Origin of the sequence: Naasia lichenicola (assembly GCF_004801885.1) — a bacterium.
GTDB lineage: Bacteria > Actinomycetota > Actinomycetes > Actinomycetales > Microbacteriaceae > Naasia > Naasia lichenicola.
On sequence record NZ_SSSM01000001.1, the window covers coordinates 633322 to 646027 of the forward strand.

At 70.4% G+C, this 12706-nt stretch carries 10 protein-coding genes; 5 read left to right on the forward strand and 5 right to left on the reverse strand.

All coding sequences use genetic code 11. The annotated features are described in order from the left end of the window. Nucleotides 1–89: 89 nt before the first annotated feature. Nucleotides 90–1280: an exonuclease SbcCD subunit D gene (locus E6C64_RS02980; RefSeq protein WP_136426114.1), complete on the forward strand. Its 1191-nt coding sequence runs from the start codon at nucleotides 90–92 to the stop codon at nucleotides 1278–1280. Next, a complete protein-coding gene (locus E6C64_RS02985; RefSeq protein ID WP_136426115.1) occupies nucleotides 1277–4261 on the forward strand; it encodes an AAA family ATPase in 2985 nt (994 codons plus the stop codon). The genes E6C64_RS02980 and E6C64_RS02985 overlap by 4 nt, the downstream gene beginning before the upstream one ends. A gap of 11 nt (nucleotides 4262–4272) precedes the next feature. On the opposite strand, the gene E6C64_RS02990 is transcribed toward E6C64_RS02985, so the two are convergent. Beyond that, on the reverse strand, nucleotides 4273–4629 hold the full coding sequence (locus tag E6C64_RS02990) for a cupin domain-containing protein (RefSeq protein ID WP_136426116.1): 357 nt from the start codon (nucleotides 4627–4629) through the stop codon (nucleotides 4273–4275). A gap of 64 nt (nucleotides 4630–4693) precedes the next feature. Beyond that, complete coding sequence (locus E6C64_RS02995) at nucleotides 4694–5389, reverse strand: SDR family NAD(P)-dependent oxidoreductase (RefSeq protein WP_136426117.1); 696 nt, start codon at nucleotides 5387–5389, stop codon at nucleotides 4694–4696. 101 nt (nucleotides 5390–5490) lie between these two features. On the opposite strand from E6C64_RS02995, the gene E6C64_RS03000 reads away from it, so the two are divergent. After that, nucleotides 5491–6357, forward strand: coding sequence for a helix-turn-helix transcriptional regulator (locus E6C64_RS03000; RefSeq protein WP_136426118.1), 867 nt, complete (start codon nucleotides 5491–5493; stop codon nucleotides 6355–6357). Between the two features lie 57 nt (nucleotides 6358–6414). On the opposite strand, the gene E6C64_RS03005 is transcribed toward E6C64_RS03000, so the two are convergent. Further along, nucleotides 6415–7356 (reverse strand): NADP-dependent oxidoreductase, encoded by a 942-nt coding sequence (locus tag E6C64_RS03005; protein WP_136426119.1) that lies wholly within the window; start codon nucleotides 7354–7356, stop codon nucleotides 6415–6417. Nucleotides 7357–7405: 49 nt separating this feature from the next. Continuing rightward, nucleotides 7406–7900, reverse strand: a complete 495-nt coding sequence (locus tag E6C64_RS03010) for a GNAT family N-acetyltransferase (RefSeq protein ID WP_158437717.1) — start codon at nucleotides 7898–7900, stop codon at nucleotides 7406–7408. A gap of 146 nt (nucleotides 7901–8046) precedes the next feature. Between E6C64_RS03010 and E6C64_RS03015 the strand changes: the two genes are divergently transcribed. Together E6C64_RS03015 and E6C64_RS03020 are read left to right on the forward strand one after the other, a co-directional pair. Beyond that, nucleotides 8047–10917, forward strand: a complete 2871-nt coding sequence (locus tag E6C64_RS03015; protein WP_136426121.1) for an alpha/beta fold hydrolase — start codon at nucleotides 8047–8049, stop codon at nucleotides 10915–10917. After that, nucleotides 10914–11840 carry an ABC transporter permease gene (locus E6C64_RS03020; protein WP_136426122.1) on the forward strand — a complete coding sequence of 309 codons (927 nt, stop codon included), beginning with the start codon at nucleotides 10914–10916 and terminating at the stop codon, nucleotides 11838–11840. The genes E6C64_RS03015 and E6C64_RS03020 overlap by 4 nt, the downstream gene beginning before the upstream one ends. Here E6C64_RS03020 and E6C64_RS03025 read toward each other — a convergent pair. Then, on the reverse strand, nucleotides 11837–12619 hold the full coding sequence (locus E6C64_RS03025) for a YqjF family protein (RefSeq protein WP_199240937.1): 783 nt from the start codon (nucleotides 12617–12619) through the stop codon (nucleotides 11837–11839). The genes E6C64_RS03020 and E6C64_RS03025 overlap by 4 nt on opposite strands. Between the last annotated feature and the right edge of the window lie 87 nt (nucleotides 12620–12706).

Consider the following 12706-nt stretch of genomic DNA (forward strand, 5'->3'; position numbering starts at 1 on the left):
GGCGACATCCCGGGTGTCCGCTGAGAGCGTGGGGCGACCCGCGGGGGCGGACGAGCGCGATGTCGGAGGAGGCCTCTACGGTCTGAGTCATGAGGATCCTGCACACGTCGGACTGGCACATCGGCCGGACCTTCCACGGGCATTCCACCGTCGACAGCCTGCGCATCGTGCTCGCCGATCTGGCGCGGGTCGTCCGCGACGGGTCGATCGATGTGGTCGTCGTCGCCGGCGATGTGTTCGACTCCGCCACTCCGGCCGCCGACCACTTCCGTCTGCTGACCGAGGCCCTCACCGAGCTCCACGCCACCGGCGCCAGGATCGTCATCACGAGCGGCAATCACGACGCCCCCGCCCGCCTCGGCTTCCAGTCGGAGTTCGCGAGCCTGTCGGGCATCCACGTGCTCACCGACGCCCAGCGCGTCGAGCCCGTCACCATCTCCGACGAGCACGGACCCGTCCACTTCTACGGCATCCCCTTCCTCGAGCCCGCGCTGGTGCGCCACCTGCATCCTGAGGTCGAGCTGCGCACGCACACCCAGGTGCTGCGGCACGCGATGGGCCGCATCGAAGCGGACCGGGCCGAACGCGGCGGCAGGTCGATCGCCATCTCGCACTGCTTCGCCAGCGACTTCACCGCCGCCGCAGAGGATGCCGCGGGGGATGTCACAGCCGAGCTGCAGGACGCGGGCGAGCGCGACCTCTCATCCGGCGGCGTCGACGTCGTCCCGGCCAGCGTGTTCGACGGCCCCGACTACGTGGCGCTCGGCCACATCCACGGACGTCAGCAGCTGACCCCGCGCGTGCGCTACTCCGGAGCTCCGCTGCACTACTCGTTCTCCGAGGCCGGAAAGCCGCGCGGCGGCTGGATCGTCGAACTCGACGCCGCCGGACTGTCCGAGGTGTCCTGGATCGACTTCGCCATCCCACGCGACCTCGGCATTCTCCGCGGCACGCTCGATGAGCTCCTCACCGCTGACGAGTTCGCTCAGCACGAGGGCCACTGGGTGAGTGCGATCCTCACCGATCAGGTGCGGCCCATGGACGGAATGCGCCGTCTGCAGACCCGCTTCCCCTTCGCGGCGCAGCTCGAGCACCGCCCCGCCGTCACCGCAGACGCGCAGGGCGCCAGCTATGGCGAGCGGGTGAAGGGCCGCACCGACCACGACGTCTTCGGCGGATTCCTCGAGCACGTCCGCAACGGCAAGGGCCCGACCGACAGCGAGTGGGCCGTGCTCGCCGACGTCATCAACACGAGCGCGGCCCGTCAGGTCGTCGCTTGAGGATCAACCGCGTCGAACTGGCGGGCTTCGGGCCGTTCCGCGGGGTGCAGAAGCTCGACTTCGACGCGTTCCGCGACGACGGCATCTTCCTCATCGAAGGCCGCACCGGTGCGGGCAAGTCGAGCATCCTCGATGCGATCTGCTTCGCGCTCTACGGCTCGGCGCCCCGCTACGAGAAGACCGAGGCGCACCTGCGCAGCGATCACTGCGGGCCCGACGACCCCACCTACGTGACACTCGAGTTCACCGCGGGGGAGCACCGCTACCTGGTGACCCGCAGCCCCGAATACGAGCGCCCCAAGAAGCGCGGAGCGGGTACCACCAAGACCCCGGCCAGCGCCGAGCTCTTCATCCAGCGCGACGGCGAGTGGGTCGGCGTCGCCGCACGCGCCGTCGACGTCGGCAACGAGCTCGACACGGTCGTCGGACTCCGCAAGGACCAGTTCCTCCAGGTCATCCTGCTCGCGCAGAACCGCTTCCAGCGGTTCCTCCAAGCGGGCAACGACGACCGGCAGGCGGTGCTGCGCAGCCTCTTCGGCACCCGGCGCTTCGAGGAGTACGAGCAGGAGCTCACCGTTCGCTCCAAGGCGCTGCAGGCCGAGCTCGAGACCTCGGCCGAATTCGTGCGTCGCGAGGCCGCCCGCGCCGCGCGCCTCGCCGAACCCGATGGCTCGCTCGATCTGCCCACCGAGGTGGGCGACGCCTGGTTCGCCGAGCTGAGCGGGATCCTCGATGCCGAGCTTGCCGACGCGGCCCAGAAGGCATCGGACTCCGACCTCGCCTTCACCACCGCCGACAGCGCCCTGCGCGCGGCGGAGCTGTTGGCGGGCCGACACCGGCGGCGCGAGGCCGCCGCCGCGGCTGCCCTCGAGCTCGAGGCGCTGCGGCCCACGATCAGCTCTGCCCGCGCCGAACATGATGCCGCGGTGCGCGCCTCGACCGTCTGGCCGTATGTCGAACGCAGTCGCGCGACCCGCAGCGCTGCCGACCGTGCGGTCGCAGCAGAGCAGACCGCTCGCCTCGCCTTCGACGAGCTGTGCCGAGGGCTCGCAGCGGTTCCAGATCCGAGAGCGTTGAGGCACGCGCTGAGCGACGAGATGGGCGCGCTGCGCGCCGTGCTGGCCGATGAGCAGGGGCTGCCCGGGTTGCGGGGGGCGCTCGATGCGCAGCGGAGCGCGATCGCCGCGCTCGAGGTCACGTTGCAGGCGGACGCCCTGCTGCTGCACGACCTGCCGCTCCGTCTCGAGACGATCGACTTCGACCTGATCGCCGTGCGCAACCGTGCAGCCACCCGGCCGGCTGCCGACGCACAGGTGGCACGGCTCGACGCCGCGCACGCCGCTTCGGCCCGAGTGACCGCACTCGAGACCGATCTCCGACAGCTCCAGGATCGCGAGGCGCTCGCCGGAACCCAGCTGTCCGGCCTGCATCGCGCGCACGCCGATCTGCTCGCACGCCGCTGGGCCGGGCATGCCGCGGAGCTCGCCGCCAACCTGGCGCCGGGCGAGGCGTGCGTGGTCTGCGGCTCGCTCGAGCATCCCGCCCCCGCCGCGCTCGACGCCGATGCCGTTTCCGCCGAAGACCTGGCCCGGAGCGAACGCCTGGTGGCCGAGGCCACCGCGTCGCTTGCGGCGGCGTCGGCAGCGGTACGCGACGGGTCCGAGCTCCTGGCCGTCGAGCGCACTCGAGCAGGCGAGGTCCCGCTCGACGAACTCGCCGCGCAGCTCGAGTCCGCCCGCTCCACCCAGCGAGCCTGCCTCGCAGCCGTCGCCGACGTGAGGCGGCTCGAGGGGGAATCCGCGGCGGTGAGGCGCGAGCTCGACGACGCCAAGACCCTCCAGGGCCAGCGCGCCAGCGATCTCCAGAAGGCGCAGCTGGCTGCGGCCAGCACCGCGGCCCGACTCGACGACACGATTGCGAGACTGCAGGCGGCGCGCGGGAACGACCCGTCGATTGCGGCCAAGCTCGAACGCCTGCGCGGTCAGCACGACGCTGCGGTGGCGCTGATCGAATCGATCACCGCGGTCGACGACGCGCGCACCGCCGCGCTCGACGCATCGCAGCAGCTCACCGCCGCACTCGCGGAGAAGGGCTTCGGCTCCGAGGACGACGTCGACGCCGCCCATCGCACCGATCGCCAGATCGCTCTGCTGGCCGATCAGGTGCGCAGCTTCGATGCCGCCGAGGCCGCGACCTCCGCGGCCCTCAGCGATCCCGAGCTGGTCGACCTGCCCGAGCAGACGGAGAGCATCGCCGACCTCGGCACCGCCAAGCGCGTCGCCGGACAGCAGCGCGACATGGCATTGGCGGCGCATGCCGCGGTGAGCGGTCGGCGCGATCAGCTGGCCTCGCTCATCGATGAGCTCAGCGCCGAGCAGGCCGATACCGCCGAGCTCCGCGCCCAGTACGACCAGGTGCGAGAGCTCGCCGCGGTCGTGCAGGGCAACGAGCCCAACTCCATGCGCATGCGCCTCGAGACGTACGTGCTCGCCGCGGAGCTCGAAGAGATCGTCTCCGCTGCCAATGTGCGCCTGCGCACGATGACCAGCGGTCGGTACGCGCTCGAGCACGACGACAGCAGGCAGTACCGCAACACCAGGTCGGGGCTCGGACTGTCGATCCTCGATCAGCACACCGGCCGCGCGCGGGCCACCCACTCGCTGTCCGGCGGCGAGACCTTCCTCGCCTCGCTCGCGCTGGCGCTGGGGCTCGCTGAGGTGGTCAGCAGTCAGGCCGGTGGGATCACCCTCGACACGCTGTTCGTCGACGAGGGGTTCGGGTCGCTCGACGAGGACACCCTTGGCATCGCGATGTCGACACTCGACTCCCTGCGGTCGGGTGGTCGCACCATCGGACTGATCAGCCACGTCAACACGATGAAGGAGCAGATCCCCGCCAAGGTGCGCATCCGCGTCACCGACGACGGCAGCAGCGAGGTCGTGCAGGACGCGCTGTCGGCCGTGGGTAGCCTCGGCGGCTGAGCCGCATGCGGTCAGTGTCCGTCGGCTGACGGACCGAGGGTGATGGTTCCGGACGGAGTGCCGGCGGACGCGCCCTTCAGCTCCACGATGATCGTGTGGGTCGGAGTGGCGCCGATGTTCTCGCCCGAATGGGACTGGGCCGGCAGCCAGACCGCCTGATTCGCGGGGAGCTGCACCTCGCGGGTCGCGCCGCCGGAGGAGAGCAGCCGCTGAAAGCCGCTCAGCGTGATCATGACGCTGTTCGGATGGTCGTGCGGAGAGGTCGATTCGCCCGGCAGATCGGTGTACTCGAGCACTCGGACGTGGTCATTCTCCCACATCGTCCGATAGTGCTTCGAGTCGGTCACCGTCGGATCCGCTCCGGTCATGCGGCTGAACCTACGCCTGTGGGAGCCGCTCGGATAGAGCGGCTCCCACAAGGCCACGGATCCGCTACCAGGGCACCACACCGGTGCGATCGGTGAATGTGCCGGTCGGGCCGTCGGTGCCGATGGAGGCCATGGCGACGATCGCGTCGGTGCCCTCGGTCACGGTCTGGTGTCCGCTGTGCCCGTTGAGGTCGGTGGCGGTGTAGCCGGGATCCACGACGTTGAACTTCACGTCGGGGATGCCCTTCGCGTACTGGGTGGTCAGCATGATCAGGGCCGACTTCGACGATGTGTAGAGCGGTGCGGTGACCCCGAATTCGACGTGCGCCGGGTCGTGGGTCCAGGCGCCCGAGCCGAGACCGCTCGCGACGTTCACGACGACCGGGTTGTCGGATCTGCGCAGCAGGGGGAGGAAGCCTGCGGTGACACGGATCGGACCGAAGAGATTGACCTGGTAGGTGGCGATCGCCGCATCGGCCGTGATCTGATCCGCGGGGGTCTGCGGCCCGGTGATGCCGGCGTTGTTGATGAGGACGTCGATGTGTCCCTCGTGCGCCTCGACGTCGGCGACGGCGGCCGCCACCGATGCCTCGTCGGTGACGTCGAGCTGCACGAAGCGCACGCCGAGCCGTTGTGCGGCCTCCGCGCCCCGTGCGGCGTCCCGTGCGCCGAGCAGCACGGTGTGGCCGAGCTCGGTGAGGCGGCGGGCGGTCTCGTATCCGAGGCTCTTGTTGGCTCCGGTGATGAAGGTGATGGTCATGGCTCCACTGTCGTCGGCTTCGGTGAGCGCAGCCAGGGACGGCTCGACGGTGGGACTGGCCGTACCACCCAGTGCGCGGAGGACCAGGGGAGGATGGGGGAGTGACGGACGACTGCAATGCCCTCGGAGATGCGCTGCGCGGCTGGCGGGACCGGCTCTCGCCCGGCGACGTCGGACTGCCCGAGGGCGGCGACCGCCGCGCCGTCGGCCTGCGGCGGGAGGAGCTGGCGGCCCTCGCCGGACTCTCCGTCGACTACGTCATCCGGCTCGAGCAGGGTCGGGCGCGCACGCCGTCCGCTCAGGTGGCCGGGTCGCTCGCGCGCGCCCTGCAGCTGAGCCGGGACGAGCGGGACTTCCTCTACCGTCTCGCTGGGCTGCAGCCACCGGCCGACCGTCTCATCGACACCCTGCTTCCGGCGGGAGTGCAGCGGATCATCGCGCGACTCGGCGAGGTTCCCCTCGCCGTGTTCTCGGCCGACTGGACCCTGCTGAAGTGGACGCCGCTCTGGTCGGCGCTCCTCGGCGATCCGTCAGGGGTGCCCGGGACCAACCTCAACCTGGTGCGCGCCCGCTTCAGCGATGACGACCGCAAGCGGCTCGCGCTCTGGCCGATGGAGTCGGACAACGGGGTAGACGCCTTGAAGCGCGCGCTCGTCGGCGACCTCCGGCTCGCCTGCATCACCTATCCGAACGACACGGGACTCCAGTCGCTCATCGCGGAGCTGCAGGAGACCAGCCCTGAGTTCGCCGAGATGTGGGCCTCGGGCGCGGCGGGGATGCACGGCACCGACCGCAAGACGGTGCTGCACCCCGTGGTCGGACCGATCACCATGGACTGCGACGTGCTCCAGGTGCCCGGCGTCGACCTGCGGATAGTCGTGTACACGGTCGCAGGTGGCACGCCGGACGCCGAGAAGCTCGACTTCCTGCGGGTCGCCGGACCTCGTGCCGCTGAGGTCGCGGCGTAGCAGCAGGGCTTCGACTCGGCGCTGTGCGCCGGCTCAGCCACCGGGCATCGGGCGGGGCTAGGGGAGGAGGGCCACCTTGCCGCCCGGGTGGCCCGACTTGACGAGGTCCAGGGCCGCAACGGCCTCGGCGAATGGGAACGTCTTCGCGACGGGGATCGTGAGCTTCCCCTGGCCGGCCAGATCGATGAGATCCGCTCGAACCGTGTCGCGATAGGCGGAGCTCTCGGGGTTGCCTCCGCCCACGGCGGCGAAGCCGTCGCTCTTGGCGCGACCCTGATTGGCGATGGTGACGATGCGGTCCTTCGACTTGGTCAGCGCGAGGGAGGCGTCGACCGCCTCATCGGTTCCCACGCAGTCGTACGAGGCGTCGACGTCTCCGGGTGCGAGCTGGCGGATGCGGGCCTCGAGGCCGTCGCCGTATGCGATCGGGTCGCCGCCGAAGCCACGCACCTTTCCGAACGCCGACTCGCTGGAGGTGCCGATCGCCCGGACGCCCTGCAGCTGGGCGAGCTGCAGCAGGACGACGCCGACCGAGCCGGAGGCTCCGTGGATGAGGACCGTCTCACCCTCCTGCCACGGGACCACGCGGATCATGTCGAGGGCCGTCGCGCCGACCAGCATGAGGTTCGCGGCCTCGGGGAAGTCGAGGGACTCGGGCTTGGCGAAGACGTCCTTCGCCGGAACCGTCAGCGAGGTCGCGTAGCCGCCGGAGATCCGGAAGGCGATCACCTCGTCGCCCACCGCTCCGCCTCCGCTGGCGATCTCGGTGTCGGACCCGATCGCGCTGATGATGCCCGCCACCTCGTAGCCGAGCATCAACGGCAGTCGCGAGCGATCGACCCCATAGGAGCCGGAGATCCCCTTGTAGTCGGTGGGATTCACCCCGATCGCCAGGACGTCGATCGTCACCTCGCCGCTCTGCGGATCCGGGACGTCGACCTCCCGCAGCTCCAGGACGTCGAGTCCGCCGAAATCGTTCGCGATCCACTGCTCAGCCATGAGCCTCATCCAACTCCGCCCATGCTGAACGCTGGCAGAGATCCGGCGCTCACTCGGGCTTCTCGTCGTCTGCGGGTGCCACCGGCTTGCGCAGCTGCAGCGAGGTGACCTCGTAGCCGAGCGAGGCGTACAGCTCACGGGCCACGGTGTTGAAGCCGAAGACGTTGAGTCCGAGGGTGACCCCTCCGAGCGCCGCGACCTCGCGCTCGGCGAGCAGCATCGCCTGCCTGCCGTAGCCGTTGCCGCGCGACTCCTCATCCACCTCGATCTGGTAGACCCACCAGTCGACCCCATCGGGGTGCTGCGGGTGCGGTCCGATCCAGAGCGATCCGACGGGATCGCCGTCGGCGATGATCTCGAAGACCCGGTGCAGTTCGAGCGGACGCCCGTCCGGGAAGTTGACCGCCTCGGATTCCCTTGCGGTGGCGCGCGCCTGTGCGGGCGTCTCGCCCGCCGCCTCGCGGGATTCGGCGTACTGCAGCGTCTTCGCGAGGATCCAGGCGGCGAAACGCTCGTCGGGCATGGGAGACAGGGTGACGACCATGCGATCAAGCCTGGCACTCGACCGGTTGGCCGGGCAGGGGTCGAGACGGTCGATCCGGCGGCGGCACCTCGGCGTAGGGCGAGTTGCGTGTCGCGTCAACCATTCAGGTTCATGCACGAGCATTCGGATACGACAACGGAGGTGGCGTGCGGACCGAACGAAGAGCGCCACTCGGGCCTCGCCGCCCGCGTGCGCTGGTCGCAACGTCCGCCGCAATCGCCCTCCTGGCTCTGCTCGGCGGCACGGGGCCGGCCGGTCTCGAGCCCGCCAACGCGCAGGACTCGTCGATCGCGCCGACTCCTCCGACGATCACGGATGAGCCGATCGAGGCCATGGTGCCGCTGCCCGCCGGTCCGGGCGAGGACGGAGAGGTCCACCTCGACACGAGCCTGTACCTGCCGAAGAGCATCCCCGCGCCGATGGTGCTGCTCGCCCACGGCTTCGGCGGATCGAAGGATGACCTCAATCGGCAGGCCCGGACCCTTCGCGACCTCGGCTACGTCGTGCTCACCTACTCGGCACGCGGATTCGGCCGATCCGACGGCAAGATCTCGCTCGACTCCGTCGATCACGAGGTGGCGGACGCCAGCGGACTGATCGACTACGTCGTGGACCAGGGCTACTTCGTCGCCGACTCGGGTGGCGGGCCGGAGGTGGCGGTCGTCGGCGGCTCGTACGGCGGCGCTCTGGCACTGATGCTCGGTGCGACGGATCCGCGCGTCGACGCCGTGGTCGCGGCGATCACCTGGAACGACCTCGAGTCGGCGCTCGTGCCCAACAGCGTCGTCCCAGCCGGGGACGACCGCTCCAGCCCGGCTCCTCTGCTCGACTCCCAGCCCGGCGTCTTCAAGGAGGCATGGGCGAGCCAGCTGTTCGGGCAGGCCACCTTCCGATCCGACAGCGCATGCGGCGAGTTCACCGCCGAGCTCTGCGCTCTCTACAGCCGGCTGGTCGCCGGAGACCCGCTCAGTCCTGACGACGAGGCGCTGCTCGCCGACTCGTCGCCATCCTCCGTGCTCGACCGGATGAGCGCCCCGACCCTGCTGCTGCAGGGCACCCGCGATTCGCTGTTCGGACTGGATCAGGCCGACGCCAACGCGCGCCAGATCGCCGCCGCCGGCGCACCGGTGGATGTGGTCTGGTTCTCCGGCGGGCACGATTCGGGAGCGGCCGCGTCGAGCGGTCAGGCTTCGATCGAGCCGACGATCGAGGAGTTCCTCGCGAAGCACCTGCCGCTCACGCACAGCTCGACCGGGCCGCCGCTCAGTCCCGAACCCGACCCGCAGTTCAGCTACACGGTCCCGGGTGGGGCGACGGCCTCTGGTCAGTCCCTCGCAGCCACTTCCTATCCCGGAATCGATGACGCCGCCGACGCCGTCACCAGCACGGAGATCGAGATCCGCAGCCGGCCGCGCACGATCGTCAACCCGCCGGGCGGCCTGCCCGCAGCGATCACCACGCTGCCGGCGCTCGGCGCTCTGCTCGGCACGCTGGGCAGCACGGCGGCCATCTCGCTGCCGCAGGACGGTCAGACGACCTGGGGCTTCTCGCGATCACTCCGCGAGAGCACGACGATGGTGGGCTCGCCGACGTTCACGATGAGCGTCGCGCGCCCGGTCGGCGACGACGCCGTCGAGGGGGTCACCGAGCAGCCGAACGACGCGGTGCTGTACGCCGCGCTCTACTCGGTGAACGGCGACAGTCGAACCCTGGTCGGCGGGACCGTCGCACCCGTCCGCGTCCGCAATGTGCCGGCGGACGGGAGCCCGGTCGATGTCGAGGTCGCGCTCCCCGCCGCGGCATGGCAGTTCAGCGCGGGCAGTCGGATCGAACTATGGGTCGCGACGACCGACGCGCTGTACCAGTCCTCGCCTGACGCGGCGGGGTGGAGGGTCAATGTGCGTGGCACCTTGTCCCTGCCTACGGTGCCGCAGTCGGCCCTCACCGAATCGCGGGGCGTCGCATCCCCGCTCGCCCTCGGCGGCATCGCCGCCGTGCTCCTCGTCGCGATCGGGCTCGGCATCGCCGCCATGATCAGAGGCCGACGCCGCGGAGTCGCTGCCGCCGCGGCCGGCACCCTGCCGACCGTCGCGGAGACCTCCGCGTCGGCCGCGCCGCTCGTGCTGACCGGGCTCGTGAAGAACTTCCGCAACGGCCAGCGTGCCGTGGATGAGCTCTCCTTCCGCGTCGAGACCGGACAGGTGCTCGGACTGCTCGGACCGAACGGGGCAGGCAAGACGACGACCCTGAGGATGGCCGTCGGGCTGCTGCGGCCCGACGCCGGCTACGCCGAGATCTTCGGCGAGCGGATCGTGCCGGGCGCCGCCGTGCTCACCCGTGTCGGCACCTTCATCGAAGGACCCGGATTCCTGCCGCATCTCAGCGGACGCCGCAACCTCGAGCTGTTCTGGGCGGCATCCGGCCGTGCGCCGCAGGGCTCTCGGATCGACGAGGCGCTCGCCATCGCCGATCTCGGCGCCGCGATCGAGCGCTCCGTCCGCGGCTACAGCCAGGGCATGCGCCAGCGGCTGGCGATCGCCCAGGCGATGCTCGGCATGCCCGAGCTGCTCATCCTCGACGAGCCCACCAACGGGCTCGACCCGCCGCAGATCCACGCCCTCCGCGGGGTGCTGCGCCGCTACGCCGACTCGGGCCGGACGGTCATCGTCTCGTCGCACCTGCTCGGCGAGGTCGAGCAGACCTGCAGTCACGTCGTCGTCATGGCCCGTGGCCGGCTCATCGCCTCGGGGACCGTGGCAGAGCTGGCCGGCGAGGTCAGCGAGGTGACCATCGAGGTGACCGACGCGGAGCAGGGCGGAACGGCACTCGAGCCTCTCGGATTGCCGGCCATCGAAGTGCTGAGCCCGACCTCTCTGCGCCTGCTGCCCGGGGAGACCAGCGTCGAGACCATCGTCAGCGCTCTCGTCGCGGCAGGCGTCGGGGTGCGCGGAATCCGCTCGGGTCGGCACCTGGAGGAGACCTTCCTCGAGCTCGTCGGAACGGGGGAGCAGCGATGACCGAGACAACCAGCGGCACCGCATCGGAGCAGCAGCAGCCGATAGATCCCGAGACCTGGTCTCCGGGACCGCTGCGTCCAGCCAGCACGGCGGCACGCACTCCGCTGCCCTTCCGGGTGGAGCTCGCCCGTCAGTTCACCCAGTGGCGGATCCGAGGACTGCTGCTCGTGCTCGCTCTGCTGCCGATCGCGATCCGGATCGCCTTCCTGATCGGCACCCAGCCCGACGACGGCTCCACGACGACCGATCAGACCCTCACGCTGGCCGACACCGCGCAGGACAGCGGGGTCCTCTTCGCCACCTTCACCCTGTCGGTGACCGGTGGGTTCCTGCTCACCCTCGTCGTCGCGCTGCTCTTCGGCGACATGATCGCCAGCGAGGCATCGCGTTCGACCCTCAAGTACCTGCTCACCATCCCCGTCTCGCGCGGCAGGCTGCTGGCGACGAAGATCGGCGTCTCTCTCGTCGTCTTCGCGACGGGCCTCGTGCTGCTCGCCGGCGTCGCACTGATCGTCGGCCTGCTCTCCTACGGCAACGCGGGCCTGCAGGTTCCGGAAGGACCGCAGCTGAGCTTCGGCGCATCGATCGCCCGGATCGCGGGAGCCATCGGCTTCCTCTTCCTCCACCTGCTCTGGGCGGCCGCGCTCGGCACCCTGCTGACCGTGGTCACCGACACCCCCCTCGGCGCGGCGGGCGGTGTGGTGCTGGCGACGATCCTGTCCAACATCCTCGATGCCATCCCGAACCTCGGGAATTTCCGCTATCTGCTGCCGACCCACTTCTCGGGATCCTGGCGTCAGCTGTTCGCGAGTCCGACCAACTGGGATCTCGTCGCGAACTCGGTCCTGTCCTCGCTGCTCTACGCCCTGATCTTCGGCGTCTGGGCCGCCTGGCACTTCGGCCGCAAGGACATCTCGAGCTAGCGGGGAAGCGCGCGGGGGAGTGCGCCAGGTGCGCTGAAAGTCGTGCGGACCCCGGGCGAGAACAGCGCCGAGTCGGGTGCGCGCTCGGCGAGGTCGGGGAAGCCAGCGGCGGCGAGGAGCTGATCGTCGAGGTGCACGAGCTCGGCACGCTGCAGAGGCCACGGTTCGTGCTGATTCGCGCCGAACCAGGTGCGCCCGCGGTGCGACTGGTGGAAGCTCCATCTGGCGGTGAGGAAGTCGGCGAGCGGATCGTCCTGGACCGGCTCGCCCAGCACCCGAGAGATGACGTGACTGCGCGGGCCGTCCAGCAGGGCTCCACCGGGGGCAAGGCGCCGGGGGCGGGAGATGCGGTGCGAGCGGTAGGCGCGAAGGTCTCCCCGCGCGCCCATCGACATCCGTGCCCACTGGTACGGCAGGCCGAAGGCCGCCCGCGCGACGAGGACCGGGGCCAGGTGGGACGCCTCCAGGGACGCGAACACCACCGCCCGCCGTCCGAGCTCGTCGACCGAGTAGAGGCGCACGTTGATCTCGGGGAAGGTGCCGAAGTAGGGCACCGGCGGCCCGCCGAAGAAGCTGCTGTGCGACAGCCGGAACGGGATCAGCCCCACCCACGAGGATCCGTCGAAGACATCCGGTCGGGTACCCGGCGGCAGGTGAGGGGCCACCCGCTCCGCGTCCACCCTCCAGTGCAGGAAGGTGGCCTCCGTCCAGCGCTGCGCGATCACCGCACGGCCTGCCAGAGCGGGCGCGATGCGGGAGATGGGCTGGAGGTCGACCATGACGCCACCCTAGGGCGGCGCAGATCTGCAGCAGCCGGGGAGCTTTCCGGGATGACAGAGAGATGGCCCGGTCGCGTCGAGGGAGGA